The sequence below is a fragment of the Novosphingobium barchaimii LL02 genome, assembly GCF_001046635.1.
Taxonomy (GTDB): Bacteria; Pseudomonadota; Alphaproteobacteria; order Sphingomonadales; family Sphingomonadaceae; genus Novosphingobium; species Novosphingobium barchaimii.
On record NZ_KQ130462.1, the window covers coordinates 81,074 to 108,028 of the forward strand.

Annotated in this window: 24 protein-coding genes, 1 tRNA gene and 1 rRNA gene; 18 read left to right on the plus strand and 8 right to left on the minus strand. The window is 64.0% G+C overall.

Features of this window, described 5'->3' with window-relative positions:
• Nucleotides 1-38 precede the first annotated feature (38 nt).
• Nucleotides 39-851, plus strand: coding sequence for an SDR family oxidoreductase (locus V474_RS23940; RefSeq protein WP_236711424.1), 813 nt, complete (start codon nucleotides 39-41; stop codon nucleotides 849-851).
• Here V474_RS23940 and V474_RS23945 read toward each other — a convergent pair whose 3' ends face one another.
• From V474_RS23945 to V474_RS23970, 6 genes are all read right to left on the minus strand, one after another.
• A complete protein-coding gene (locus tag V474_RS23945) occupies nucleotides 852-1,532 on the minus strand; it encodes a TetR/AcrR family transcriptional regulator (RefSeq protein ID WP_059153679.1) in 681 nt (226 codons plus the stop codon). It abuts the gene before it with no gap.
• Nucleotides 1,533-1,641: 109 nt separating this feature from the next.
• On the minus strand, nucleotides 1,642-1,977 hold the full coding sequence (locus tag V474_RS23950) for a DMT family transporter (protein WP_059153680.1): 336 nt from the start codon (nucleotides 1,975-1,977) through the stop codon (nucleotides 1,642-1,644).
• Nucleotides 1,974-2,726, minus strand: a complete 753-nt coding sequence (locus V474_RS23955; protein WP_059153681.1) for an SDR family NAD(P)-dependent oxidoreductase — start codon at nucleotides 2,724-2,726, stop codon at nucleotides 1,974-1,976. The genes V474_RS23950 and V474_RS23955 overlap by 4 nt, the downstream gene beginning before the upstream one ends.
• A 16-nt stretch (nucleotides 2,727-2,742) precedes the next feature.
• On the minus strand, nucleotides 2,743-3,282 hold the full coding sequence (locus tag V474_RS23960) for a nuclear transport factor 2 family protein (RefSeq protein WP_082700009.1): 540 nt from the start codon (nucleotides 3,280-3,282) through the stop codon (nucleotides 2,743-2,745).
• Between the two features lie 47 nt (nucleotides 3,283-3,329).
• The gene (locus tag V474_RS23965) at nucleotides 3,330-5,810 is read right to left on the minus strand and encodes a TonB-dependent receptor (protein WP_059153683.1); all 2,481 of its coding nucleotides are present in this window, start codon (nucleotides 5,808-5,810) and stop codon (nucleotides 3,330-3,332) included.
• A gap of 149 nt (nucleotides 5,811-5,959) precedes the next feature.
• Entirely contained in the window at nucleotides 5,960-6,628 is a 669-nt protein-coding gene (locus tag V474_RS23970) for a TetR/AcrR family transcriptional regulator (protein WP_059153684.1), read from the minus strand.
• A gap of 490 nt (nucleotides 6,629-7,118) precedes the next feature.
• Between V474_RS23970 and V474_RS23975 the strand changes: the two genes are divergently transcribed.
• From V474_RS23975 to V474_RS24025, 11 genes are all read left to right on the plus strand, one after another.
• Nucleotides 7,119-9,347: a TonB-dependent receptor gene (locus V474_RS23975; protein WP_059153685.1), complete on the plus strand. Its 2,229-nt coding sequence runs from the start codon at nucleotides 7,119-7,121 to the stop codon at nucleotides 9,345-9,347.
• A 116-nt stretch (nucleotides 9,348-9,463) separates the two neighbouring features.
• A complete protein-coding gene (locus V474_RS23980; RefSeq protein ID WP_169795133.1) occupies nucleotides 9,464-11,989 on the plus strand; it encodes a glycoside hydrolase family 3 protein in 2,526 nt (841 codons plus the stop codon).
• 33 nt (nucleotides 11,990-12,022) lie between these two features.
• Nucleotides 12,023-12,934, plus strand: coding sequence for a LysR family transcriptional regulator (locus tag V474_RS23985; RefSeq protein WP_236711425.1), 912 nt, complete (start codon nucleotides 12,023-12,025; stop codon nucleotides 12,932-12,934).
• Nucleotides 12,935-13,056: 122 nt separating this feature from the next.
• The gene (locus V474_RS23990) at nucleotides 13,057-13,287 is read left to right on the plus strand and encodes a DUF3311 domain-containing protein (protein WP_059153688.1); all 231 of its coding nucleotides are present in this window, start codon (nucleotides 13,057-13,059) and stop codon (nucleotides 13,285-13,287) included.
• Complete coding sequence (locus V474_RS23995; protein ID WP_059153689.1) at nucleotides 13,284-14,735, plus strand: sodium:solute symporter family protein; 1,452 nt, start codon at nucleotides 13,284-13,286, stop codon at nucleotides 14,733-14,735. The genes V474_RS23990 and V474_RS23995 overlap by 4 nt, the downstream gene beginning before the upstream one ends.
• A 230-nt stretch (nucleotides 14,736-14,965) precedes the next feature.
• A complete protein-coding gene (locus V474_RS24000; RefSeq protein ID WP_059153690.1) occupies nucleotides 14,966-15,892 on the plus strand; it encodes a dihydrodipicolinate synthase family protein in 927 nt (308 codons plus the stop codon).
• A 2-nt stretch (nucleotides 15,893-15,894) separates the two neighbouring features.
• Nucleotides 15,895-17,106, plus strand: coding sequence for an NAD(P)/FAD-dependent oxidoreductase (locus V474_RS24005; protein ID WP_059153710.1), 1,212 nt, complete (start codon nucleotides 15,895-15,897; stop codon nucleotides 17,104-17,106).
• Nucleotides 17,103-17,405 (plus strand): (2Fe-2S)-binding protein, encoded by a 303-nt coding sequence (locus tag V474_RS24010; protein ID WP_059153691.1) that lies wholly within the window; start codon nucleotides 17,103-17,105, stop codon nucleotides 17,403-17,405. Before V474_RS24005 ends, V474_RS24010 begins: the two co-directional genes overlap by 4 nt.
• The gene (locus V474_RS24015; RefSeq protein ID WP_059153692.1) at nucleotides 17,402-18,826 is read left to right on the plus strand and encodes an FAD-dependent oxidoreductase; all 1,425 of its coding nucleotides are present in this window, start codon (nucleotides 17,402-17,404) and stop codon (nucleotides 18,824-18,826) included. Before V474_RS24010 ends, V474_RS24015 begins: the two co-directional genes overlap by 4 nt.
• 104 nt (nucleotides 18,827-18,930) lie before the next feature.
• Nucleotides 18,931-19,422 (plus strand): VOC family protein, encoded by a 492-nt coding sequence (locus V474_RS24020; protein WP_059153693.1) that lies wholly within the window; start codon nucleotides 18,931-18,933, stop codon nucleotides 19,420-19,422.
• Between the two features lie 24 nt (nucleotides 19,423-19,446).
• Nucleotides 19,447-19,851, plus strand: coding sequence for a RidA family protein (locus V474_RS24025; RefSeq protein ID WP_059153694.1), 405 nt, complete (start codon nucleotides 19,447-19,449; stop codon nucleotides 19,849-19,851).
• 82 nt (nucleotides 19,852-19,933) lie between these two features.
• On the opposite strand, the gene V474_RS24030 is transcribed toward V474_RS24025, so the two are convergent.
• Nucleotides 19,934-20,569, minus strand: coding sequence for a flavin reductase family protein (locus V474_RS24030; protein ID WP_059153695.1), 636 nt, complete (start codon nucleotides 20,567-20,569; stop codon nucleotides 19,934-19,936).
• A 7-nt stretch (nucleotides 20,570-20,576) separates the two neighbouring features.
• A complete protein-coding gene (locus tag V474_RS24035; RefSeq protein ID WP_059153696.1) occupies nucleotides 20,577-21,542 on the minus strand; it encodes a carbon-nitrogen hydrolase family protein in 966 nt (321 codons plus the stop codon).
• Nucleotides 21,543-21,663: 121 nt separating this feature from the next.
• On the opposite strand from V474_RS24035, the gene V474_RS24040 reads away from it, so the two are divergent.
• The 6 genes from V474_RS24040 to V474_RS24065 all read left to right on the plus strand — a co-directional run bounded on the left by V474_RS24040 (nucleotide 21,664) and on the right by V474_RS24065 (nucleotide 26,952).
• A complete protein-coding gene (locus V474_RS24040; protein ID WP_059153697.1) occupies nucleotides 21,664-22,797 on the plus strand; it encodes a cupin domain-containing protein in 1,134 nt (377 codons plus the stop codon).
• A 44-nt stretch (nucleotides 22,798-22,841) separates the two neighbouring features.
• A complete protein-coding gene (locus tag V474_RS24045) occupies nucleotides 22,842-23,765 on the plus strand; it encodes a fumarylacetoacetate hydrolase family protein (protein WP_059153698.1) in 924 nt (307 codons plus the stop codon).
• 189 nt (nucleotides 23,766-23,954) lie between these two features.
• Complete coding sequence (locus V474_RS24050; RefSeq protein ID WP_082057694.1) at nucleotides 23,955-24,155, plus strand: hypothetical protein; 201 nt, start codon at nucleotides 23,955-23,957, stop codon at nucleotides 24,153-24,155.
• A 74-nt stretch (nucleotides 24,156-24,229) separates the two neighbouring features.
• The gene (locus V474_RS24055) at nucleotides 24,230-24,826 is read left to right on the plus strand and encodes a hypothetical protein (RefSeq protein ID WP_059153699.1); all 597 of its coding nucleotides are present in this window, start codon (nucleotides 24,230-24,232) and stop codon (nucleotides 24,824-24,826) included.
• A gap of 375 nt (nucleotides 24,827-25,201) precedes the next feature.
• A 16S ribosomal RNA gene (locus V474_RS24060) occupies nucleotides 25,202-26,690 on the plus strand.
• A 185-nt stretch (nucleotides 26,691-26,875) separates the two neighbouring features.
• A tRNA-Ile gene (locus V474_RS24065) sits at nucleotides 26,876-26,952 on the plus strand.
• Nucleotides 26,953-26,955: the final 3 nt, after the last annotated feature.

Genomic DNA, 26,955 nt, shown 5'->3' on the forward strand with positions numbered 1-26,955 from the left:
GTTAGCGAACAGTCACGATTGAATATAAAGGTGGAGAGATGACGATGCGGCTAGGCGGCAAGGTCACGGTGATCACCGGCGCCTCCAGCGGGCTCGGCGAGGCGACTGCGCGGCGCTTTGCGCGCGAGGGTGCGCTGCTGGTGCTGGGCGACATTCGCGAGGATGCGGGCCTTGCGCTGGCCGACTCACTGGGCGCGCAGTTCATGCTTTGCGACGTGACACGCGAGGCGGACGTGGCGGCGCTTGTCGCGCGGGCGAGCGAGGTGCATGGCCGGCTCGATTGCATGATAAACAATGCAGGACAATTGGGCGCGGTGGGCCGGGTTGAGGAGATCGAGGACCGGGCCTGGCACGACACTCTGGCAGTGCTCCTCGACAGCGTTTTCTATGGCATGAAGCATGCCGCGAAGGCGATGCGGCCCTGCGGGCAGGGGGTGATCCTTTCCACCTCCAGCGCGGCTGGCCTCGCGCCGCTGGGGCCGCACGCCTATACGGCGGCCAAACACGCGGTGATCGGGCTGACCCGGTCGGTCGCGGCGGAGCTGGCGGGCGACGGTATCCGCGTGAATGCCGTGGCGCCGGGCAACGTGCCCACGCGAATGACCGAACTGGCTTACGGCGATGCCGAGGCGATGCGCAAGGCGGCGCAGGCGCGCAATCCGCTGGGCCGGGTGGTCGAGGCGGACGAGATCGCCGGAGCCTTCGCCTACCTCGCCAGCGATGATGCGATCAACGTCACCGGGCAGGTGATCGCGCCCGACGCCGGGCTGGTGGAATGCCGGCTCGATTCTGCGTACTACGCGAGGCCGGCCACCTACTTCGATGCGGACGGCGACCGGGCGGGGCGTTGATCAGGCGGGCCGCAGGGCCCTGATCTTTTCTTCCAGCATGGCAAGCAAAGCGGGGACCATGGCTTCGTCGAGGGCGCCGGTCAGCAGGCTCATCGCCATGCCTTCCATCAGCGTCTGCGACAGGGCGATGGCCTGCGCGAACTGATCCGGTGCGGAGTGCCATTCGGGGAACAGGGTGAAGGCTTCGGCGTGGAAGCGTTCGCGGTATTCGACCTGCAAAGGCTGCATGATCTGCGCCAGATCGGCATTCGTGCGCGCGGCCAGCGCCAGTTCCTGAAATGCGATGAAGCCCGGCTTCTGGACCTGCCGCCAATAGGCGCCGACCATTGCCGAGGGATCGTGGTGCGTCACTTCCGACGAACGGCGGAATGCGCGCAGGCGCCTTTCGTGCAGTTCCACGATGGTGGCGCGGATCAGCGTGGCACTGTTTTCGAAGTGGTGGAGCATCGCCCCGCGCGAAAGGCCTGCCTCGGTCGCGACGAGGGGGGTGGTCGTGCCCGAATAGCCGACCTTGACGAGGCATTGGATAGTCGCTTCGATCAGCCGCCCGCGCGTCTGCGCGCTCTTGAGCGACTGGCGCGTGGGGGCGGTGCTTTCGGCGAGTTCGGGAGCGGCGGCATTGGCAACCGTTACGCGCGGCGCGGTGCGGGGCGCGCGCTTGGGGGCAGGACTGACGGCCAAAATGGGCTCCCGGAAGACTGGTAGGACAGGAATGAATGCCCTCCTGCAACCAACTCGCGGGTTCCGGCAATAGTAAAGTCGTTTCGGGCCTGCCCCCGCTACCGAAGATTTACACCCGGCTGGCCATTGCGACGACCGCGCAGGACAGCGTGAGCAGCCCAAGACGGGCCCAGGAAGCACCCTCGCCCAGCAGCACCACGGCAAGCAGGATGGCCCCCATCGGCACCACTGCGGCCATCAGCGGCATCAGCAGACTGAGGGCCGCGCCTTCGTGCAGCAGCAGCGCCAGGCAGTAGAGCGATACAGCGTAGACGGCGGCGCACAGCAGCGACCATCCCGGGCTGGTGAAGCCCGCGGTGCGCGCCAGCAGCACGCTGCCGCCGATCTGCCCCGCGACGACGATGACGAACAGGACGATGGCCCGCAGTGACAGTGCGGCGGTCATTGTGCCGTCAGTCCGCCGTCAACGACGAATTCGCCCCCGGTCACATACCTGGCGCGGTCGGAGATGAGGAAGGCGATCATGTTGCCGATGTCGTCGGGTTCGCCCATGCGGCCCATCGGAATCGCTGCGTTGATGACGTCGTACTGGTCGGGATTGTCCTCGATCGCGACTTTCTGCATGTCGGTCCAGATGACGCCGGGGTGTACCGAATTGACGCGGATGCCCTGCTTGGCGACTTCGAGGGCGAGCGCCTTGGAATAGAGCCGCACCCCGCCTTTGCTGGCGGCATAGGCGGACGCGCCGGGCACGCCGACGAGGCCGGCGATGGAAGAAAGGTTCACGATCGATCCCGATCCTTGCGCCTGCATCACCGGCAACACGGCGCGGCAGCCAAGGTAGACGCTCTTGAGGTTGACGTTGATCTGCCGGTCCCAGGAGTCCACGTCGAGGTCGGCGGTCCACTTTAGTACCGCGATGCCGGCATTGTTGACGAGGCCGTCGATGCGGCCGGTCTCGTTCTTCACGCGATCCACCAGTGCGGCCCAGCCGGCTTCGTCGGTCACGTCCTGGGCAAGGCCGGTGGCGGTCAGGCCCTCGGCCCGCAGTTCTTCAGCGCGGTCGGCGGCGTTGTCGCCGTCAAGGTCGGTGAGGGTCACGGCATGGCCTTCGCGGGCCAGCAGCCGGGCGGCCGCGAAGCCGAGGCCGCCTGCCGATGCGGCGCCGGTGACGATGATGCTTTTCTGGGTCATGATGAATATCTCCGGTTCAGGCGGTGGCGAGCCAGGTGCGGTCGTAAAACCGGTCCTGCATGTCATGGCGGCCCATCAGGCAGGCCGCGAGATCGGCGGTGAGGATGGCGTCGGCGGCAGGTTCCTTGCGGGCCCAGTCGACGAATTCGGAGCGGTGGGCGAAGCGCCACTCTTCGTTTCGTTGCTCGTAACGGTCGAGGTAGCGGCCTGCGATCACCATGTCGGTGGGCGCGCCATCGTCGAGGATGCGGTGGAACGCGTAGTAGTAGACCTCGCCATAAGCGCGCGTGGGATTGGCGGGATCGAACTCGATCAGGTGCTGGCCGATGATGTGCTGGTTAGCGAGATGTTCGGTCAGCAGCTTTTGCGCGAAGTCCACGAAGGCAGGGCCGCTGCCTTTGAAGATGCCGTAGTCGGTTGTCGAATCCGGCCAGAAGGTGGCCAGTTGCAGCGCGTGGTCGAGACGGTCCTGGCCGCGCATGTAACGGGAAGCGAGATCGCGGATCGCGTCCTTGGCGATCAGGGTGGCAAGATCGGTCATACCGGAGCCTTTCATGAGGAAGGATGGCCGGCGGGAGGAGGTCTTCCGCCAGCACGGGCACGTCAGAACCTCACGCTGGCCTGGATCTGGACCGTGCGCGGCAGATTCACGAAGCCGATCTCGTCCGAGATGACGGCGGCGCCGGTCGCGGCGTTCTGGCTTGCGCCCGTGTTCGCGCCGGTGTTGGGGCCGTCGACAGATCCGCCGACGATGAACTGGTTCGTCAGGTTCTTGCCGATGAGCGCGATTTCGAAGCGCTCGTCGTTGAATTTGAGGCGCAGCGTACCGTCAAGGGTCAGGTATTTCGCCTGACCGGAGAGCGGGTGGGCAAAGCTGGAGGCAAGGTAGGAGCTGGAATAGCGGCTATCCAGCGTTGCCCCGAACACGGTGCCCTGGCCGACCTCGGTTTCGTAACCGACGCCCAGCGAGCCGGTCCACTTGGGGGCAACGGCCGTGGGTGCGCCGCTCAGGTCTTGCCCTGGAGCGCCCTGGAACGTCGTGTTGCATCCCTGCTCGATCGACTGGCCGCCGTAGCACGGGGCGATGTAGGCGCCGTAGCGTGCCTTGTTGTAGTTGATCGAGCCGTGCAGGTTCAGGCCCGGCACCGCGTAAGGTGCGAATTCGAATTCCAGCTCGGCGCCCTTGGTGCGCGCAGACCCTGCATTGGTGGTCACGAAGGCGAAGGTCTGGGCGTTGAAGAAGTCGACCTGCAAATCGACGTACTTGTAGCTGTAGACATCGAAGTTGAGGCGCAGCTGATTGTCCAGAACCTTGGACTTGATGCCCACTTCGAAACCACGCGCCTTTTCGGGCCGGAATGCCACGTCGCTGGGCACGGTGGTGGCGCTGACGAAGCCCGAGTTGGAGAAGCCGCCGGATTTGTAGGCGGTCTTGTAGGCGCCGTAGACGGTGACGTCGTCGGTCGGTTTCCAGCTCAGCGTTGCTTCGGGCGACCAGTTGTTGAACGTCTGGTTGCCGGGGATCGGCGTGTTTTCAAGGAACAGCCCCTGCAGCGCCGCATTCACGTAAGGCTGGGTGAGGTAGCTGTCCTTGGTTTCATGGATATAGCGCACGCCCGCCGTCGCCTCGAGCACAGGCAGGATCTTCCACGTCGCCTGGCCATAGGCGGACAGCGTCTCGCCATCGGTGGCCGAGCGCTTGTAGTAGCCGAGGTAGCGGTACTGTTCGGGCGCGGTAGAATCCTCGATATTGCCGAAGGAGCCGGTCTGCTGGTGGAAGCGGCGGGTTTTCTGGTAATAGGCGCCGGCAAGCAGGTTGACCGGCCCGTCCAGTTTGGTCTGTGCGCGCAGTTCGCTGGAAAAGGCGTGGTAGATCGAGCGTTCGGTTGAAGGCGCGGCGGCAATGTCGCTCGATACGAATGTGCAGTCGCAGGCCCACTGGTTGACGTTACGGTTGTAGTTGTTGACCCAGGTGACGTCGACGTCCTTGAACGCGTATTCGGCGGTGCCGGTGACGGCCCAGCTACTGTACTTGTTGTAAAGCGCGCCGTCGTCACGCGACCACGGGTTGGCGCCCGCGAGATCCTCCGGGAAGTAGTTCTGGTAGACCGTGAAGTCCTTCTTGCAGGCGATCGCCGGGTTGGTGGAATAGGTCCCGTTGGCGCAGCCGTAAGGCACGTAGTTCCACGAGTTGTTGTTGACCTTGGAGCGTGAACCGTTGGCCTTGACGGTGAACTTGAAGTCGTTGCCCGGATCGTAGACCAGCGTCACGCGGCCCAGCAGTTCCTGCGAGCCGGGGTTGTCGCCGTCATAGGCAGGCGCAAAGTGCGGAGTGGTGACGCCGGTGGCGACGTCGAAGGTGTTGTAGGTCTTGTCGATGCCGCCGTTCTTGAAGTAGCCGCCGAACATGTTCGAGGCGCGCAGCGCGACCCGCACGCCAAGGGTATCGGTGATCGGGCCCGAGCCGACGAATTCACCGACCAGTTCCTTCGAGCGGAATTCATAGCCCATCTTCGCCTTGAATTCGGGTGTCGAAGTAGGATTGGCGGTGCGCAGCGAGATCACGCCGGCGGTCGCGTTCTTGCCGAAGAACAGCGACTGCGGGCCTTTCAGCACTTCGACGCCGTCAAGATCGAGGAAGCCTTCGTTGATGACGCGGCCCTGACCGTAATAGACGCCGTCGACCACCACGGCGACCGATTGTTCGATGCCGATCGAGGTGGAGGACGAGCCGATACCGCGAAGCGTCAGCTGCGCACCCGATCCGTTCGACGAGCGGCCGATGGTGAACTGCGGGGTCTGGGTGGAGATCTTCTCCAGGCTGGTCATGTCGTATTTCTGAAGCTGCTCGGCGGTGATCGCGGTGACCGCGACCGGCACGTCCTGCAGGCTTTCCGCCCGGCGGCGGGCGGTGACGACGATGTCGCCAAGGCCCCCTTCGATGGCGTGGTCCTGCGGCGCCGGCGCGGCCTGCGATGCGGGCCGTACCCCAGTCGCGGTGTCCTGGGCGTTTGCCGGCGTGAAAGCGAAAGTTGAGATGACGACACCGGCCAGAAGTGCGGCGCGCGCGGTTGGTCCTGCCATTAAAGACATGAAAATGATCCTTTCCCCTAAACCGGCAAAAGGGCCTTTTCTACTTGGTCGCCCCCCGGTGCCTCTTTTCTGAGGTCGACGTTATACTACCCCGGGAAATAAATGCAGTGGACTGCAATTTAGGCTAGGCGCTCGCTTGCCTATCGGGAGAGCGCGCGGGTGTACGTGCGGGCCTGTTCGCGCAGGGTATCGTCCAGCGGCGGTTCTGCATAAGGCAGCAGCACCTGACAGATCGCGAGACGCAGGTGGGTTTCCAGCGCGGCGTCGACGATCTCGCGCTTGGCCCACAAGACGACGGTGCCGACCATCCTCATGCAGATCAGGCGCGAGACGAAGGCGATATCGTCCACCGCGACCTGCCCGCCCGCCCGCATCGCCCGCAGTGCGCCGCCGGCGAAGTGTTCGTAGACCTCGGGCAGGCCCACCATGTCTGCATGTTCGACGAGAATCGGGGCGAAAGCGCGGGCAAGTTCCGGGGCCTCGAAGGTCTTGGCGGCCAGCTTGCCGGGGAGCGTTGTGAAGAAGCCGATGCCCATGCCGCCCGCCCGGTGGGCTTCCGAGATGGTGTCCTCGCTGCGTTCGCGGGCGCTGAAGGCGAAGAGGCGGTCCTTAGATCCGTAGATATTGAATAACGTGCGTTCGGCCACCCCGGCGGTCTGGGCGATGAGCTTCATCGACAGCAAGTCGCCGCCGTGGCGGGCAAGCAGTTCGAAGGTAGCCGCCTGAATGCGTTCGCGCCTCTCGCGCTGACGAGGCGTAAGTATGCGCAAGGGCGGTTCGATGTCGCGGGAAGGGGGAGCAGCAGCCATGGCCGCCTACTTAGAATGAAGCGTCGAGTCAGATCAAACGCGCTCGTGCGGATTGTTGCCGGACCGAAGCCGGGAAACGGCTTTCACCGCGTTTCGCGGCACATGGTGTTTACGCCGCCGCCGGAGTTCCACCCGCAACGAAGCGTGCGGTCCAGGCGTGGAATCGGGGTGCGAGGCAGCGCGACTTGCCGCCTGGCCGCAACTTTGTGCGTCATCGTCTTGACATGCGTGCCTGCCAGTGAGCCACAAGCAGCCCGAGTTCTCGGCATCCTCTCCTGCGATAAACCCATGGATTCGCGCCGTTTATGGAGCGTGCCTGGTTCTGCCATTCATGAAATCGTTACCACCAATGTTGCCTTCATCGCAACGAAGTTCGCCGATTGGCTTCATTGAAGCGCAACCGGACGCGTGGGACTTTCCTTCCATCCGGTGAATGCGGGGACACTTGCTGTCGCGCCGGCTAAAAGCACATAGTGTTGAAAGGGGTTCCATGAACATCAAGAAGAACGGGTCGCTGAGGCTTTTCGTATCCGGCATCATGGCCGGCACTGCGCTTTGCGCCGTGCCCGCGCTGGCGCAGGACGCCGGTGCAGCAAGCGAGGCCGGCGGCGACATCGTCGTCACGGCATCCAAGCGGACCTCCTCGACCATTCAGGACACCCCGATCGCCGTTCAGGCGCTGGGCGGCGACGCGCTCAAGGACAAGGGCGCAGTCGACTTCGCCGACTTCTACCACGCAATCCCCGCGCTTTCGGTTCAGGATGAGGGTCCTGGCGACAAGCGCTACGTGATCCGCGGCATCAACTCGGCCGGTGCCAGCACTGTTGGCATGTACCTCGACGAAACCGTCATCACCGGCGAGAACTCGCAGGACGGCGGCGGGCAGGCCCCCGACATCAAGCTGTTCGACATCGACCGCGTGGAAGTGCTCAAGGGTCCGCAGGGCACCACCTTCGGCGCCAGCTCGATGGCCGGCACGATCCGCTACATCACCAAGAAGGCTGATCCCGACGCGGGCGTGAACGGCTATGTCCAGTCCGCCCTGCGCGCCACCAAGGGCGCATCGCTGGGCATGCAGACCGACGGCGCCGTCAACTTGCCGATCATTCCCGGTGTTCTTGCCGTGCGGGCATCGGGCTTCTACGCCGACCTGCCGGGCTGGATCGACAACCGTTTCCAGAACGGCGCCAATGCCGAAAAGAGCAAGGCCGGCCGTCTTACCGCCCGCCTGCAGGCCACTCCCGACCTGACCGTCGACCTGACCGCGATGTATCAGGACGTCCATCAAGACGCGAAGAACTTCTACAACAAGGTCGATTACGACGGCAACACGCTGCCTTCGAACTACCAGGCCGATGAAGTGCGTGCGCCCTACAATGACAAGAGCGAAATCTACAACGCCACGGTCAACTACAAGCAGCCCTTCGGCACCTTCACCGGCACTGTCTCGCGCTTCGTGCGTGACACCGAATTCGTGCGCGATGCCTCGCTGGCGGCACAGGCCTTCTTCGGCCTGCCCCACGCCACCACCGGCCGCAGCGCGCTGAAGCAGGACAAGCATCGCCGGGTGGACAGCGGCGAACTTCGCTTCGCCTCCGACTTCGGCGGCCCGTTCCAGATCCTGGTCGGCGGGTTTTTCCAGAACGAAAACCGCGACTATCGCAGCTCCTGGCCCAAGGCCGACGGCACCGGCAACCTGTCCAACTCCAGCGCCGACCTGCTGCTTGACCGCGAAGTGTCCACCCGGATCAAGGAGCGCGCGCTGTTTGGTGAAGTCAGCTACGAAATCGTCCCTGACCTGACCTTCACTGCCGGCGGCCGTCTGTTCGACTTCAAGCTTGAGCAGGTTTCCAACGCGATTGTGCGCGCTGGCGGCGCTCCCGGCGCAGGCGTTGGTCCCACGCTGCACACCAAGGACAACGGCCTGATCGGCCGCTTCAACCTGGCGTACAAGCTGAGCGATCAGGTCAACACCTATATCCAGGTCGCACAGGGATACCGTTCGGGCGGCACCAACGACCAGACCGCGGCAGCCATCGCCAACGTCGTCATCCCCGATGGCTACGGCTCGGACTCGCTGTGGTCCTACGAATGGGGCGTGAAGACCACGCTGATGGATCGCAAGCTGTTCCTGAACGGCGCCCTCTATTATATCGACTGGTCGGACATCCAGGTCTCGCAGCAGGCGACCAACGGGACGCTTTCGTTCGCCTACACCGGCAACGGCGGCAAGGCGGAAGTGAAGGGCGTGGAAATGACGCTCGAAGCGCGTCCGATCCCCGGCCTCGACATCAACCTGTCGGGCAACTACAACACCGCCAAGCTGGCGCAGGACAACCCCGTCGCGGGCACCGGCAACAAGGGTGATCGTATCCCCTACGTGCCCAAGGTCACCGGATCGGCTAGCATCAACTACTCGGCCCCGATCGACTCGCTTGGGGTGGAAGCCTCGTTCGGCGCGGACGCCAGCTACCAGGGCGGCATGGCTACGAAGTTCAACCCGGCCATCGATAACTACCAGACGCTCGGTTCGTACTGGCTGGTTGGTCTGCATGCGGGCGTCAACAAGGGCCCGTGGTCGGTGAACCTCAACGTCACCAACCTGCTGAACGACCAGACGACGATCAACTACAACGAGATCGTCCCGGGCGTTTACCCATTGGGCTATTACATGAACCGTCCGCGCACGGTCAGCCTTTCGGGTATGGTCAAGTTCTGATCATGACTGCAGCTGCCTCGAAGTTCGCCCCGCGGTTTCGTACCGGAGCGTCGCATCAGGCCGTAACGTCCCGGAGAGCTTTGCTCTCCGGGATTGCGCTTGCCTCGGTATGGGCCATGCCGGCGTTTGCAGCAGGTGCGGACAAGCCCTGGCTCGATGCTGCCCGCAGCCCGCAGGAGCGGGCAAAGCTGGTGGTCGCGGCGATGACGGACGACGAGAAGCTGCGTCTGCTTCAGGGCGATACCGAACTTGATGCGAACGGCACCGGAGTCAACGCCTGCGTCGGTCACATCAGCGGTATCGCGCGCTTGGGCCTTCCCGGCCTGTGCATGGGCGATGGCCCCGCCGGTGTCGGCAACGGCATGAAGGGCGTGACCCAGTTCCCCGCCCCGATCATGGGCGCGGCGACTTTTGACCGCGACCTGATGGAAGGCTACGGCAAGGCGCTGGGCGCCGAACACGCGGGCAAGGGCCGCAATGTCGTGCTTGCCCCGACGATCAACATCATCCGCACCCCCAAGTGGGGCCGCGCCGCCGAGACGCTCAGCGAAGACCCGTTCCTCACCGCGCAGCTTGGCACCGCGATCACCGCCGGCATCCAGTCGCTGGGCCTTATCGCGACCCCAAAGCACTTCGTCGCCAACAATCAGGAATGGCTGCGTCTGGGCGACGGCCCCGCCTACGAGGCAGTCGACGCCGTGATCCCCGAGCGGGCGCTGCGCGAAATCTACTACCCTGCGTTTGAAGCGGTGGTGAAGACGGCCAAGGCCGGCTCGATCATGTGCGCGTACAACCGCGTCAACGGTCACTATGCCTGCGAAAACCCGGAGACGCTGGGCCATCTCAAGGACTGGGGTTTCGACGGGTTCGTGGTTGCCGACTGGTACTTTGCCCACCGCAGCACCGTGGCTTCGGTCAAGTCCGGGCTGGATATCTCGATGCCTGGCGGGGTCAGCCCTTTCGGTTTTGCCGAGTTTTACGGCGTGAAGGAACTGAAGGCCGCGCGCGCCGAGGGGGAGATCACGCAGGCCGACATCGACGGCATGGTTTCGCGGATCGTCACCCCGATGCTCCGCCTTGGGCTTATCGACAAACCGCTTCCCGGAAACGCAACCGCTGACGTACGCAGCCCCGCGCACCTCATCCTCTCGGAGATGATCGCCGAGGAAGGCACCGTGCTGCTGCGCAACGAGCGCGGCGTGCTGCCGCTCCTGCCGGGCAAGCTGGCCAGCGTGGCGGTGATCGGGGACGATGCCGGCGCCAACGTCCAGACTTCCGAGCGCTACGGCGGCTTCGTGAAGACCGAGGACGTAGGTACGCTCAAGACCCCGCTCGACGCCATCAAGGCCGCGCTGGGGCCGGACACATCGGTCACGTATGCACGCGGCACGCTGGGCATCCTGCCCTTGCCGGCAATGCCCGCCGCCGCTTTTGAGGACCTGACGGCCAGCTACTATGCCTCGCCCGACTGGAAGGGCAAACCGGTCACGGTCCGCAAGGAAGCCACGATTGATTACGCCGAGGCCGGCCCGAAGGCCGGCGTAACCGGCCTGCCGGCGCTGTGGTCCGCCCGCTGGACGGCCAGCTTCGTGCCCGCCAAATCCGGCGTCTACCGCTTCTCGCTCAACGGCGGCGGCGAGATCGCGCTCAACATCGATGGCAAGCGCGTCGCCTACGTCCCCAAGCAGAGCTTCCGCCTCGCCACCCATGGCACGGTGCAGCTTGAAGCGGGCAAGCGCGTTTCGCTCGAACTCGCCTATTCCAACGCACCGACGCTTTCAGCCAACGAACTGCGCCTGGGCTGGGAGGCCCCCGACAGCACGCTGATTGACGAGGCCGTCGCTGCGGCGAAGAAGGCCAAGGTCGCCGTGGTCTTCGTCGCCGACCACGTTTCGGAAGGCGCGGACCGCACCGACCTGAACCTGCCGGGCGATCAGGACGCCCTGATCGAGGCTGTTGCCGCAGCCAACCCCAACACGGTCGTCGTGCTGCATACGGTAGGACCGGTGCTGATGCCGTGGCGCGACAAGGTCGCCGGCATCCTTGCCGCCTGGTATCCGGGTGAGCAGGCGGCGGATTCCATCGCCGCGCTGCTGACCGGCAAGGCCAACCCCTCGGGCAAGCTGCCGGTGACGTTCCCGGCCGACGATGTGAACGGCCCTGCCGATCAGCTCGTCCGCTACCCCGGCATCGCCACCACTGCGCGCTACGACGAGGGTATCCTCGTGGGATACCGCTGGTATGACGCCAAGGGCATCGCGCCGCTCTACCCGTTCGGCCACGGCCTGTCGTACACCACTTTCGGATACGACAAGCTGAAGGTCGCCAGGGGCAAGCAGGGCTGGACGGTCACCGCCAAGGTCAGCAACACCGGCAAGGTCGCCGGAGACGAAGTGGCACAGCTATACGTCTCGATGCCCGCCGCTGCCGGTGAACCGCCGCGCCAGCTCAAGGGTTTCGCGCGCGTTTCCCTCCAGCCCGGCCAGTCGGTCACGGTGGAATTTCCGCTCGATACCCGCGCGCTGTCCTACTGGGACGAGACGGCGAAAGACTGGCGTATGGCCAGGGGCACGTACCGGGTCCAGGTCGGTTCCAGTTCGCGTGACCTGCCGCTGGGCAAGGACTTCGATCCGGCGCGCTGACCTGCTAGGGGAGGGCGTTAAAGGAGCACGCTGTTGTCCGAAGCCGGAATGCGATATCTGCTGGAAGCGCTCAATGCCGGCTCGATGCGGGCGGCGGGGGATCGGCTCAATGTCGCCCCGTCGTCGATCAGCCGGCAGATCGCCCAGCTTGAGAGCCAGTACGGCCTTGCACTCATCGAAAAGGGCCGGCGCGGCGTGCGCCTGACCCATGCGGGCGAGATCGTCATTGCCCACTACCGCAACCAGCTTGCGGACCGAGAGGCGCTTCGCTCGAAGCTGGAGGAACTGCGCTCGGTCCGTACCGGGCAGGTCACGGCGGCCATAGGCGAGGGCTTTGCGGGCAAGGCCTTCACCAGCCTCGTCAGCCAGTTTTCGGAAGCCAACCCGCAGATCACGCTGGAAATCCTGACCGGCTCGACGCAGGAAATCCTGCGCATGATCGCGGATGACGAGGCGCATTTCGGCCTCGTCTTCTCCACCCCGAACGACATGAAGATCCATGTCCGCTCGGTGATCGCGCAGCCGCTTATGGCGATCATGCTGCCGGACCATCCCTTTGCCTCGAAGGCCAGCGTGACCATCGCGGAACTGGGTCAGGTGCCGCTATGCCTGCCGCCGGCGAATTTCCGCATCCGCCAGATCCTCAGCGCTGCCGAGGCGAATGCCAAGACGTACCTCCAGCCCGCGATCACATCGAATTCGATCCACGTCATGCAGGATGCGGTGCGTTCCGGCATTGCGCTGGCGATCCTGCCGCAGATATCGGTCTGGTCGGAACTGATGGAAGGCGCGATGGTCAGCGTGCCCATTGCCGATGACCAGATCGAGGAGACGACCACCAGCCTCGTCCTGCGTTCCGGCCGCCAACTGGAGGGCGCTCCGCTGCGCCTGCTCAAGCGCATCGAAGCGCAGCTGCGGCAATGGAACCGCCCCTTCCAGCGCTGAGAGCAAGGGCCTGCCGAAAGGCGGGGTGTTCCCGAAAACGCAACGTATCTGGCTCCAGTTCGTCATTGAACGCAACGCATCGCCCGTTCACGCTGTCCGCTGCATTATCCGAGAGCCGAGCCATGACCGATCCCGACGACACCGAGACCCCGCCCGGCCTCAAGAAGGCCGACCTGCTGCTTTTGCTGCCGTTCGTATGGCAGCTGGGCTTCGCGCCCTGGGCTAACGATGTAGAGTGGCACCCGCTGGGCCTGCCGTTCGGCATGGTGTGGCAGATGGCGGGGATCGTGTTCGCCACCGCCGTGCTGGCGCTGCGCTTCATACTCGATCGCAAGCTGGAGGACGCGGCATGATCCTTGCCCTCATCCTGCTGATCGTCGGCGGCACTGTCGCCGGCTCCATGCTCTACGGCCGCCGTAAGCAGAAGCGTGCGCAGAACATGGAGGAGTGGGCGCTGGGCGGCCGGAAGCTGGGCACGCTGGTGTTCTGGTTCCTCAACGCAGGCGAGATCTACACGACTTTCGCAGTGCTTGGCATCTCGGGTTTCGCCTGGGCTTACGGCGCGCCTGCCTATCTCGCGTTCTGCTCGGTCTCGCTTTCCGCAGCGATCGGCTACTGGCTGACCCCGCTGATCCACGCTTATGGGCGCAGGCACAGGCTTGTCACTCAGGCAGACTTCTTCGCCCACCGCTACAATTCGCGCTGGCTTGGGGTCTGCATTGCCGCCGCCGGGCTGATCGCACTGGTGGTCTACGTGCAGATCCAGGTGACCGCGCTGACTCTGGTGGTGCGCCTTGCAGCACCCGGCGTCGGGCAGGGCGCAGCGGCGCTGGTGGCCGTGGCGCTGATGCTGATGTTCGTGTTCCTGGCTGGCCTGCGCTCGGCTGCTTTTGCGGCGGGTGTCAAGGACATCCTGATGCTGGTCGTGGTGATCGCGCTGGCCTGGACCGTGGCGGGCGTAGTTGGCGAAACCTCCGTCCTCGGCCTGTTCCGCACCGTGGGCGACCGCTTTCCCGAAGCCGTTCGCTTCCCCGGCCTCAAGCCGGAACTCGGCCTCGATGTGACGTGGCTTGTTACTTCGGCGCTTAACGTGGCGTTGGGCACATACGTCTTCCCTCATATGTTTCAGCTCTGCTACTCGGCCGACAGCGGTGACACGATCCGCCGCAATGCGGTGTTTCAGCCGATCTACTCGCTGTCCTATTTCTTCATCATCCTGCTCGGCTTCGCGGCGCTGCTTGCCGGGACACAGGCCCCCGGCAGCGATCCCAACGCGCTGCTGCTGGCCTTCGTGGGTGAGCGCTATCCGGCCTGGATGCTTGGCGTGCTGGCAGGCACTGCCTCGCTGCTCGCGCTGGTGCCCGGCTCAGTGCTGCTGCTGACTTGCGGCGCGATCTTCGGACGCAACATCGTGCGCCCGCTGATGCCCTCGATCGCCGACAGGACCGAACTGCTGGCTTCGCGGCTGGCGATGGTCGTCTTCGCCGCCATCGCGCTTTACCTGACGCTCGGGGCAAGCGGATCGCTGGTCGAGATCGGTCTGTCCGCCTATGCCGCCATCGGCATGCTGGCGCCGGGCGTCTACTGTGCTTTCCTGATGCGCCGCGTCAGTGCGGCGGCGGTTCTCGCAGGATTGGTGACGGGCTATGCCGTGATGTGGGTGCCGGCGTTGTCAAACCTTGCCTCGGACTGGTTCCCGCACTGGGAAGCGGGCCTTGTCGCGCTCCTTGCCAATGCGGGGGTCACGGTAGGTCTGTCGCTCGCCGTCCCGCGCAAGGCGCTGAGCCTGCAACCCGCCTGACCCCCTGTTCAAGGCTCCCAACGCAGCGCCGCGTCCGGTTCGTCCGGGCGCGGCGTTTGTGTATCGGCCAGGCGCCTGAGCTTCGTTGCATCCAGCGCAACGTATTCGCCCGGTACGCGCCATTGTTGCAAAGCATACCGGCTGGCATCGATCGAGGGCAAGGCGGGAAGCGGGCACAGACCACGCTGCCGCAGCAGGAAAACGTAAAGTTCAGGAACAAGGACGTTAGCATGGCAGCCAGCAAGCGGTCGCGGGTCAACTGGCAGGGGTACATTCCCGCCATCACTACGCCGTTCATCGACGAGGACACGCTCGACGAAAAGGGTATCGGCCTGCTCCTCGAATGGCTGGTCGATCAGGGTATGCACGGCCTTGTGCTGGCCGGCACCACCGGCGAGTGGACCAGCATGAGCCGCGAAGAGCGCGCCCGCCTCTTCACCGTTGCCGGTGAACAGATGGGCAAGCGCGTGCCGCTGATCGCGGGCTGCTCCAGCTTCACCGCGCGCGAGACGATCGCTTATGCCCAACACGCCGGCCAGTGCGGCTTCGAAGGAGTGCTCATAACGCCGCCGCCTTACGTGCGCCCCGGCGCGGACGAGATCGTGGCTTTCTACGAAGAAGTCGGCGCGGCCATCGACCTGCCGATCTGCGTCTACAACTGGCCTCCGGGCACCGGCATCGACATGCCGCTGGAACTGCTGCGCCGCCTGGCCGAAATTGACGCCGTGGTGGCCATCAAGCAGTCGACCCCGCGCTTCACCCATTTCGCGGAGACGTTCTTCGCCCTGCGTGAGCAGGTCCGCGTATTCGGCTTCCCGATGGACGAACTGGGCCTGACCATGCTGCGGGTCCACGGCGGCGACGGCACGATGGGCGCGGGCGGCGTGCTGGGCCGCAACCAGACCGGCTTCTACGACAAGCTCTGGGCCGGTGATATCGACGGCGCACGCGAATGCGGCCTCAAGGACCGCGTGCTGATGGAGGAATGGTACACGCCTGAACTCGTCGGCAAGTTCGGCTCTGGCCCGGCGATCCTGAAGGCCGCGCTCGACGCGATGGGCCTTCCGGGCGGCACCGTGCGCAAGCCTTTGCGGGGTGTCAGCGAGGCAGACCGCGAAAGCATTGCCGAGACCCTGCGAAAGCTCGATATGATGTGATGATGACGGGCGAGACTTCCAACTTCGACATTCTGATCGTCGGTGGCGGTCTCGTCGGCTGCGCTTCGGCCTGGCACCTTGCAAGGCTTGGCCTCAAGGTGCTGGTGGCTGAACGCGGTCATCTCAATGCCGGTGCTTCAGGGCAGAACGCCGGATCGCTGCACTTCCAGATAGAGCGCCGCTTCCTCGAACAAGGGGAAAAGGCTGCGGCAGACGGCGCGCGCATCGTCACGCTCAACCGCCTCGCGATCGAGGAATGGCGCGGGATCGAGGATATGCTCTCCCGACCGCTCGACGTCGCCATGCACGGCGGGCTGATGGTGGCCGAGACCGAAGAGCAGATGGCGCTGCTCGCCTTCAAGGTGGCGCGGGAAAACGAACTGGGCCTTTCGACGCAGGTGCTGGATAGAGCGCAGCTGCGAGAGCGGGCGCCGTCCCTCTCGCCGCATCTGGCGGGCGCTGCCTGGCTGGCGGAAGAAGGGCATGCCAACCCGCGCATTCTTGTGGACGCCTTTGCCGAGGGCGCCGGGGAGCAAGGCGCTCAGATCCGCACCGGCATCGCGCTGACCGCCCTCTCGATGGCCCGCGATGGAACGTACCGCGCGGTGCTTTCCGGCCCCGACGGCGAAATGCGGGTCCGCACCCCGCGCGTGCTGCTCGCATCGGGCCACTGGGTGCCCCGCCTTGCCGGGATGCTGGGACTGAACGTGCCGCTCTACGCCGCGCCGCTGATGATGAGCGTGACCGACCGCACGGAGCCGGTGCTGCCGTACCTAATCCAGCACGTCGGCGCGCGGCTTTCCATGAAGCAGACCGAGGACGGCAACCTGCTGATCGGCGGCGGCTGGCCTTCGCGCCTTGCCCGGCGCGCGGACGGGACGCCCGATCTGGACCGCCCCGCCACAGTGGAGATGAAGAATTTGCGCGCCAACCTCGCGGTTGCCGCGCGGGTGATGCCGGGCCTCGCGCAGCGTTCGTTGCTGCGGACATGGACAGGGACCACCTGCATTTCGGCGGATCAACTGCCCATTGTCGGGGAAATTCCCGCAGCGCCGGGGCTGTTCGTGGCGGCGGGCGGTTCGCTGTTCACGCTCGGCCCGGTGCTGGCGCGGCTGCTCGCCCGCACTATTGTGGAGGGCAGCCCGCCGGAAGAACTGTCGATGTTCCTGCCCCGCCGTTTTGCGCATCTTGATGCCTTCGCGGTGCTGCCATGAGGCGCATCGAGCAAGGCGTGACCCGCCCCGAGCCGATCGCGGTCGAGATCGACGGCGCATCGGTGATGGTGCATCCCGGCGAGACAGTTGCGGTGGCGTTGCTGGCCTCGGCCTCGCGGCGTTTTCGCGATGACCGCTCGGGCGCGGCGAGGGGGATGTTCTGCAACATGGGGACTTGCTCCGAATGCACGGTCTGGGCCGCGCTCGGGACAAGCCCCTGGCGCCGGCTGCGCGGGTGCCTCATGCCTGTAGAGCCGGGCCTGCGCATCAGCACCCGCGAACCGGAAGCCATGCCATGACCGTGTTCGACATCGCCATCGTCGGCGGCGGACCGGCAGGCCTCGCCGCTGCCGAGCGCACGCTGGCGGCGGGTCTTTCCACTTGCGTGATCGACGAGCAGCAACGACCGGGCGGTCAGATCCTGCGCCAGCCTCCGAGTGCGTTTTCGGTGCCGGGCTGGCTTACCGGGGCGCCCTATCGCAAGGGCCGTGCCTTGCTGGCCAACGTGAGCGACGATGCGAAGCTGCACTGGCTGGGCGGGCAATCCGTGCTGGGCATCACACCCGATCCCGCAGGCGAGACCGGGTTTACCCTTGCCCTGTCTGGCACCATGGGCGGCGTCAGCGAAGTGCGGGCGAAGCGTGTGCTGGTGGCGGGGGGCTGCTATGACATGCCGGTAGCGCTGCCGGGCTGGACTTTGCCCGGCGTGATGAGCGCAGGCGCGGTGCAGACCTTGGTCAAGGCGCAGCAGGTCCTTCCCGGCCAGCGCATCGTCCTGTTCGGCACGCATCCGCTGATGATCGTGCTGGCCAAGCAGATCATCGAGGCGGGCGGACAAGTCGAGGCGGTGTGCTTCGCCCAATCCCTCAAGCGGATGGCCAAGGCCGCGCTCGCCCATCTCCCGCGTGCCATAGCCACGCCCGCGCCGCTCATCGCAGCTGCGGGCGGAATGGCCGCGCTGCGCCGCGCCGGTGTCCGGATTCGCTACGCCGCGCCGGTGCTGCGATGCGAGGGCGAGGGGCAAGGCGGTGTCGAACAGGTGGTGATCGCGGGGCCGAACGGCGAGGAAGCCTTGGCCTGCGACCTGGCCGCCATGTGCTACGGCTTCCTCCCGCAGGCGGACCTCGTGCGTCAGGCGGGTGCGGGCGTGCGCTGGTCAAGGCCCGCCGGAGGATGGGAGGCAGTTCACGATGGCGCCATGCGCTCCACCGTTCCCGGCCTTTACGTCGCGGGCGAAACGACGGGCGTGGCGGGCAGTGATGCCGCCATGGCCGAGGGCGCTATAGCCGGCCTCGCCATCGCACAGGATGCGGGCGCCCTGAACGAGCGCGAAGCCGCTACGGCAATGCGCGGGCCTCGGTCAGCCCGCAAGGCAATGCAGGGCTTTATCGGCCTGCTGCGCGCTGTCGCGGATCCATGTCCCTGGCTTCCTGCCGCGAGCGCAGAAACACTGCTGTGCCGCTGCGAGGATATCGCGGCGGGCGCGGTCGACAGGGCCATCGCCGATGCCCTTTCCGTCGGGCCATCCTTCGGCGCCAGCGCGATCAAGCTGCGCTGCCGGGCGGGCATGGGCCTTTGTCAGGGACGTAGCTGCGAACATGCCCTTGTCCGCCGTATCGCGGCTGCGCGGGGCTGCGGTGAGGGAGAGGTGGAAGGCTTCCGCCCGCGTTTCCCGGCGCGCCCGCTCGCCATCGCGGACTTGCTGGAAGACGCCGGGTAGCTGGCGATCCGTTGCGCACAGCGCAACATCTTCGCATTGTCCACGCCATTGCCGCTGGCGATGCGCGGCGTAGGCTGGCAGCAATTCCCAGCCCGGAGATGTACATGACCGACGCAGCCCCAGATCGTCCTGTTTTCATCGAGGCCGACCATGTTTCGTGGACCGTCCAGGATGCCGATGCGGTCGCGAAGTTCTACATCGACGTCTTCGGCGCGGTCGAACTGTTCCGCATGGGACCGCTCGATGCGGCCGACATCCCCACCGGTGCGGACGGGCGCGACTGGATGGCCAGCCACGTCAACGTGCCTGGCGCCCGCTTGACGCTCATCATGCTCAAGCTGACCGCGAACCTCAATTTCCAGCTCGTCCAGTACGACAAGCCCGCCGACCGCACCGCCACCCTCCCGCGCAACTGCGACTGGGGCGGCCATCACCTTGGCCTCAAGGTCGACGATGTGGAGAAGGCGGCGCGCTATCTCGCCGCGCATGGCTGCACGCCGATGGAGATCATCGACATCACCGAAGGCCCGCTCGCAGGCAAGAAGAACCTCTATATCCAAGATCCCTGGGGCCATCAGCTCGAACTCGTCGACTGAACTGCACCAAACCCGGAGCCTGACATGACCAGCACCCGCATCAATCCCGAAACACTCTACCCCAGCGTCCAGTACGGCTTTTCTCATGCCACGCTGGATGAGGGGACCGGCACCGTCCATCTCTCGGGCCAGGTGGCCTGGGACAAGGACTACAATGTGGTGGGCGCCGGTGACGTCGGCATGCAGGCGCGGCAGGCGCTGGCCAACATCAAGGCGGTGCTCGATTCGCTCGGCATCGGGCCCGCGCAGGTGCTGCGCCTGCGCACTTTCATCGTGAACTATGACGTCTCGATGCTGGCCGCGATCGGCCCCGAACTGGGTGCGTTCTACGGCGAGGCGCTGCCGGCTGCGAACACCGTGGTCGGCGTCCAGTCGCTGGCGATGCCCGAGTTCCTGATCGAGATCGAGGCGATCGCCACGGTAAGGTAATCGTCCTCCCGGACAACAGCAGTTTAGTTCCAACGAAAAAGGGCCTCGCCGCAAATCGCGGCGGGGCCCTTTTTTGTCATCGTCAGGCGCCCTGCTGTTCGGACTCCCATTGCTCGAAAGTCGGGCGGGTCATCTGGAACAGGTCGGTAGTGCGCGCATACCAGCCCGCACCGTGGACGCGGGCAACAAGGTTCATCGCCAGCGTATCGACGTGGAGACGCTCAGCGTCGATGAAGGCATCGTCGATGTGGAAGCGCAGTACCTCGCCCAGTGCGATGGTGGTCTTGCCCGCCTCTATGCTCTGGTACAGGCGACATTCCATCGCCACCGGAGCGCTGGCGATGCGCGGCGCACCGATCACGCTGGAAGGGAACGTCTGCAGACCGGCGGCGGTCAGTTCGTCGAAATCGGGCGGGCCGTCGATGCAGGTGAAATTCATCGATGCACTGTCCGTCTCGGAGACGAGGTTCACCACGAACTCGCCCGTTTCCAGGATATTCGCCGCGCTGTCCTTGTGGGTGCCGTCGGCGCGGCGCATCATGCCCAGCGCGATCAGCGGCGGCTCTGCGCCCATCATGTTGAAGAAGCTGTAGGGGGCCGCATTGCGCAGCCCCTCACCGGAGATCGTCGTCACCCACGCGATCGGGCGCGGGGTGATGGACGAACCCATCAGCTTGTAACGATCGGGAGTCGCAACCTTGGAAAAGTCGAATTCCACTTACTATTCACTCCCCGCCGGTACGCGTCACCGCACGGCGCGGTGCGACATTGACCGAAAGCTCGAACACGTCGGCCCGCGCATAGTGCCCGACGACATCGAAATCGTACTTGCCGCGTACTACCTGCGCCGGGTCTATATCGGCATAGAGGATCGTTTCGCCTGAATAATCGGGGCCGGCAAGTACCTGGCCAAGCGGATCGATGATCATGGAGCCGCCGCGCAGCAGTACGGTTTCCGGATCGTCGCCCAGCGCGCAGTCGAAATCGGCGGGATAGGCGCCGCGGGTCACGTGTTGGCACGAGGAGAGCACGAAGCAGCGGCCTTCCAGCGCGACGTGCTGCATGGTGGAGGCCCAGCCGTCGCGGTCGTCGGCGGTGGGGGCGCAGTAGAGGGTGATGCCCTGGTCGTACATCGCCATGCGCATCATCGGCATGTAGTTTTCCCAGCAGATCACCGCGCCGATCCTGCCCATCGGCGTGTCGATCACGGGCAGGGTGGAGCCATCGCCGAAGCCCCAGATCAGGCGTTCCGCGCCGGTGGGCATCAGCTTGCGGTGCTTGGCGATGAGGCCTTTCTTGCCGTCGAAGAACAGCGCCGTGCAGTAGACGGTGCCGCCGTCCCGCTCGATCACGCCGATGACGAGAAACACACCGGTCTCGGCGGTGGCCTGCGCCAGCAGTTCAACTTCAGGGCCGTCGAGGTCGATGGCGGCTTCGTGGTAGACCCTGAAGTCCTCGCGCCCCTGCGGCTTCCTCATGCCTACGGGTGTGCCGAAAGAAGCGCCCTTGGGATAGCCGCCCAGGAATGCCTCGGGAAACACCAGTAAGCTGGCGCCGCCGGCCGCCGCCTTGTGGACGAGACCTGCCGCCTTCTCGGCTGCGGCGAGAGAATCGGTGGGAATCGAAGCGGCCTGAATGACCGCAGCCTTGAACGGGGCGGGCGAAATCTGGGGTACGGCGGGCTGGGACATGGGGCGCTCCTTAACCGGGAAACCGCAGGGAATCTGCGCGCTACACCTAGCGACAATAGTTGCATTTGACAGTTTATTCAAATTATTTTAGGTCCGTAATATCTCGACCCGGAGGCAAGCCATGGCGACTGAGAGTTTCGACCAGTACCGCGAGGAAATGATCGGCCGCGCGAACGTGGCGGATACTCCCGAACTCGTTGCCTATTACCAGCGGCTCAAGCAGCTGGGCACCGGCGCGCTGTGGACCGTTGCGAACAAGATCGAGCCGTGGGAGCCGATCTCCACCTCCGTCCCCTACCTGTGGCGCTACAAGGACCTGCGCGACGATGTGATGAAGGCGCTTGATCTGGTGACCCCGGAAAAGGCTGGCCGCCGCGTCGTCTATCTCGAGAACCCAGGCCGCGCCGACGTGGTTGCGGCCGTGGGCTGGCTCTATTCCGGGCTGCAGGTGATGGGGCCGGGCGAAGTCGCCTCCAGCCACCGTCACTCGGCTTCGGCGCTGCGCTTCATCATGGAGGGGCAGGGCGCCTTCACCAATGTCGATGGTCACAAGATGACCCTGGGCGCCAATGACTTCGTCTTGACGCCAAACGGCACCTGGCACGAACATGGCGTTTCCGAGGACGGTACGCCCTGCATCTGGCAGGACGGTCTCGACATTCCGCTGATGAATGCGCTGGAGGCGAACTTCTACGAGGTTCACCCGGAACTACAGCAGGCCGTTTCCTATACCGTCGACGATTCCACCGCGACCTGGGCCGGAACCGGCCTGCGTCCGGCGGGCATGGCCTGGTCCAAGCCCTATTCCCCGCTGTTCAAGTATGAATGGGCGCCCACTTACGAGGCGCTGACGAAATATGCACGAGCCACCGACGGGTCGCCCTTCGACGGTGTGATGATGGAGTACGTCAACCCGCATACCGGCGGGCCGGTTATGCAGACCATCGGCGCGTCGATGCAGTTGCTACGCCCCGGAGAGCGTACCAAGGCGCACCGGCAGACCGGCAGCTTCGTCTACCAGTGCGCCAAGGGGAAGGGCTGGTCGATCATCAACGGCCAGCGCTTCGACTGGCAGGAGCGCGACATTTTCGTGGTCCCCGCCTGGATGTACCACGAACACGCCAATGCCTCGGACAGCGAGGATGCGTGCCTGTTCACGTTCAACGACCTTCCGGTGATGCGCTCGCTCGGTCTCTACCGCGAGGAAGCATTTGGCGAGAACGACGGTCATCAGCCCGTCCTGACCGCGACTTAAACCGGCCTTAACGACACCTAGACTTACCTAAAAGGGGATCACCCATGCGTCTTGTAACCTACCGCGCCAATGTCGAAGCCGAAGGTCGCCTCGGCGCGATCGTCTCCGGTCACGGCGGCGAATATGTCCTCGATCTCGAACTGTTCGGCGAAGAGATGGGCGTCCCCTTCCCCGCCACTATGCTCGAATTCATCGACCTCGGCCCGCAGGCGATCGCCATTGCGACGGCGCTGATCTCCGACGCCGACGGCCTGTTCCCACTGGGCACCGCGATCCCCTTCGCCAATGTCACGCTGCTTGCGCCGATCCCGCGTCCGCGCAAGAATATCTTCGGCATCGGTCTCAACTACACCGAACACGTCGCGGAGAGCGCCAAGTCGCTGGACACCTCGGCCGAACTGCCGCGCCAGCCAGTGATCTTCTCGAAGCCGCCGACCAGCGTCATCGCTCCCGGCGAGCCGATCCGTCACAACGCCGAGATCACTCAGCAGCTCGATTGGGAAGTCGAACTCGCCGCGATCATCGGCACCAAGGCCAAGGGCGTCGCCCGCGAGGACGCGTTGGCCTATGTGTTCGGCTATACCGTCTGCATCGACATGAGCGCGCGTGATTGCCGCCGCGCCGGCCAGTGGATCTATTCCAAGGGCCAGGATACCTTCGCGCCGATGGGTCCGTGCATTGTCACAGCAGACGAAATCCCAGATCCGCAGACGCTGGACCTTAGCCTTACCGTCAACGGCGTGACGAAGCAGTCCAGCAACACCGCCTTCATGCTGTTCAAGGTCGACGAACTGGTTGCTGACATCTCGCAGGGCATCACCCTCGAGCCGGGCGACATCATCGCCACCGGCACCCCGGCAGGCGTCGGCGCCGGCATGGACCCGCAGGAATGGCTGTGGCCCGGCGACACGATCGTTGCGACGGTGGCCGGCATCGGCACCCTGACGCATCCCATCGTCAAGGCTTGAACTCTCGGAATTAACAGACACACCCTGACTATATGGGGGCCTTCGGGTCCCCATTTTTTTGTCTGCCGTTCAGCGGCTTCGGGCAGGTGAACCCCGGCATCTTCGCCGGTTCCACCGCGCCAGTGACGCTGGTGGAAAACCGCAGACCACGCATGGACGAGGCAGTGCCGCTCTGGCTACCGGCCCTATATGAGCATCATCGCAACCATCATGAATTCGGCCACGGGCCAGCCCATCCAGAAGATGACCTTTGGGCGCATGCCCAAGCCATGGGCCTCGTTCAACCTCGAAACCGGCGAACTGGTAACGGCAGATCGTGTCCACGTCGGCAAGCCGGCGCCGGGCAAGTTCGTGGCTCCGGTAGAGGTATGGGTCACGCCCAAGGCCTGAGCGCCGCTTGGCTATGGAGGCGGGCCGGCCTATGGCTCAGCCTTGCCTCCACACCGGCCCGTGAGTGAACCCCTTTGACGACAGCAGCAGAAGACCTCCTCCAGTTTGGCAAGCTCGTTGCCTCGACCCACGGCTGGCCCGCCGCCCGCGCTTTCAAGGCTTACGAACTGAGCGATGGTGACCGGACCCGCATAGCAGGATGCGCCGTCGATCTGCTGAAGGTATTCCCCAAGGCACCCGGCGTATCCGCATTCTTGAGTGCGGCCTTCGCCGTTCATCTCGAACGACACCTTTCGGCGCCCGTCCACCTCGTTGCCGGGACCCTGGCGGTAGACGGTGAGCCGGTCTACGAAGATGACCCTTCATCCCTCGCCGCAAACGCCTTCACGGACGAAGACCCTCAGTGGCAAGGCCACCTATGGGTGATGGTCGGAGGTTACGTCGCCGATATCTCCATCTTCCGTGCGGCTTATTCAAGCGATTGCCCTCCCGCACTTGGGCGCCATGTCCATTCGGTCTTCGGGCAGGACAAGGGGCTCTATGTCGACCAGTGGCGCCGATCGCGCCGTCTGGGGCTCAGCTATGAACCGCAATATGTGCTTGCCCAGGATGAGGTGACGAACCTCATGGGCGGTGCCTACAGGCTGATCGAGCAAGCCAAGGGTTGTTGATAAGTTTCTCGAATTTAGGGTTTGACCGAATCGCGGGTGGCTCTTAGAGGGCTGTTCACCGCAGCGGACCACCTGGTTTTGCAGCGGTCGCCAAGCATTGACGGGCAACATGCTCTCCGAGGTTAAGCCGGGGAGAGCTGGTTGTCCGGGTTTTTTGTCTGGTGGATCTTTGACATTGTAGGTTTTAGATGAAGGGACATGTGGGCGACGGCGCCTGCTCCTGGGGCTTCAGGGCTCGGGGTGGCAGTAATAGTCGTTACCTTTACATGTCCTTACGTAACCATACGTTTAGATATGTGCAGGGTGATGATCCCTGAATTAATTTTACGTCAGGAGGCGGACCTTTATGGTTCGTCCTGTTGTGAGATTGGACCCAAACTTGAGAGTTTGATCCTGGCTCAGAACGAACGCTGGCGGCATGCCTAACACATGCAAGTCGAACGAGACCTTCGGGTCTAGTGGCGCACGGGTGCGTAACGCGTGGGAATCTGCCCTTGGGTTCGGAATAACAGTGAGAAATTACTGCTAATACCGGATGATGTCTTCGGACCAAAGATTTATCGCCCAGGGATGAGCCCGCGTAGGATTAGGTAGTTGGTGGGGTAATGGCCTACCAAGCCGACGATCCTTAGCTGGTCTGAGAGGATGATCAGCCACACTGGGACTGAGACACGGCCCAGACTCCTACGGGAGGCAGCAGTGGGGAATATTGGACAATGGGCGAAAGCCTGATCCAGCAATGCCGCGTGAGTGATGAAGGCCTTAGGGTTGTAAAGCTCTTTTACCAGGGATGATAATGACAGTACCTGGAGAATAAGCTCCGGCTAACTCCGTGCCAGCAGCCGCGGTAATACGGAGGGAGCTAGCGTTGTTCGGAATTACTGGGCGTAAAGCGCGCGTAGGCGGTTACTCAAGTCAGAGGTGAAAGCCCGGGGCTCAACCCCGGAACTGCCTTTGAAACTAGGTAACTAGAATCTTGGAGAGGTCAGTGGAATTCCGAGTGTAGAGGTGAAATTCGTAGATATTCGGAAGAACACCAGTGGCGAAGGCGACTGACTGGACAAGTATTGACGCTGAGGTGCGAAAGCGTGGGGAGCAAACAGGATTAGATACCCTGGTAGTCCACGCCGTAAACGATGATAACTAGCTGTCCGGGTACTTGGTACTTGGGTGGCGCAGCTAACGCATTAAGTTATCCGCCTGGGGAGTACGGTCGCAAGATTAAAACTCAAAGGAATTGACGGGGGCCTGCACAAGCGGTGGAGCATGTGGTTTAATTCGAAGCAACGCGCAGAACCTTACCAGCGTTTGACATCCTCATCGCGGATTAGAGAGATCTTTTCCTTCAGTTCGGCTGGATGAGTGACAGGTGCTGCATGGCTGTCGTCAGCTCGTGTCGTGAGATGTTGGGTTAAGTCCCGCAACGAGCGCAACCCTCGTCCTTAGTTGCCATCATTTAGTTGGGCACTCTAAGGAAACTGCCGGTGATAAGCCGGAGGAAGGTGGGGATGACGTCAAGTCCTCATGGCCCTTACACGCTGGGCTACACACGTGCTACAATGGCGGTGACAGTGGGCAGCAAGCACGCGAGTGTGAGCTAATCTCCAAAAGCCGTCTCAGTTCGGATTGTTCTCTGCAACTCGAGAGCATGAAGGCGGAATCGCTAGTAATCGCGGATCAGCATGCCGCGGTGAATACGTTCCCAGGCCTTGTACACACCGCCCGTCACACCATGGGAGTTGGATTCACTCGAAGGCGTTGAGCTAACCCGCAAGGGAGGCAGGCGACCACAGTGGGTTTAGCGACTGGGGTGAAGTCGTAACAAGGTAGCCGTAGGGGAACCTGCGGCTGGATCACCTCCTTTCTAAGGATTGCTGCGAAAGCGCCGGTGCTGGACATCGGAAGAGCTTCACAGCTTTTCAAAGAACATTGCCGTCGTCCTCATGTCCCTTCATCCTGGAGATCAACATAGCCACCTGGTTATGTTGTACTGCCTGAGCTGGCTCACGCCGCCCGCGGCCATTAGTGGTCCGTTTGGGTTGGCAAGTTGGGCCTGTAGCTCAGTTGGTTAGAGCGCACCCCTGATAAGGGTGAGGTCAGTGGTTCGAATCCACTCAGGCCCACCATTT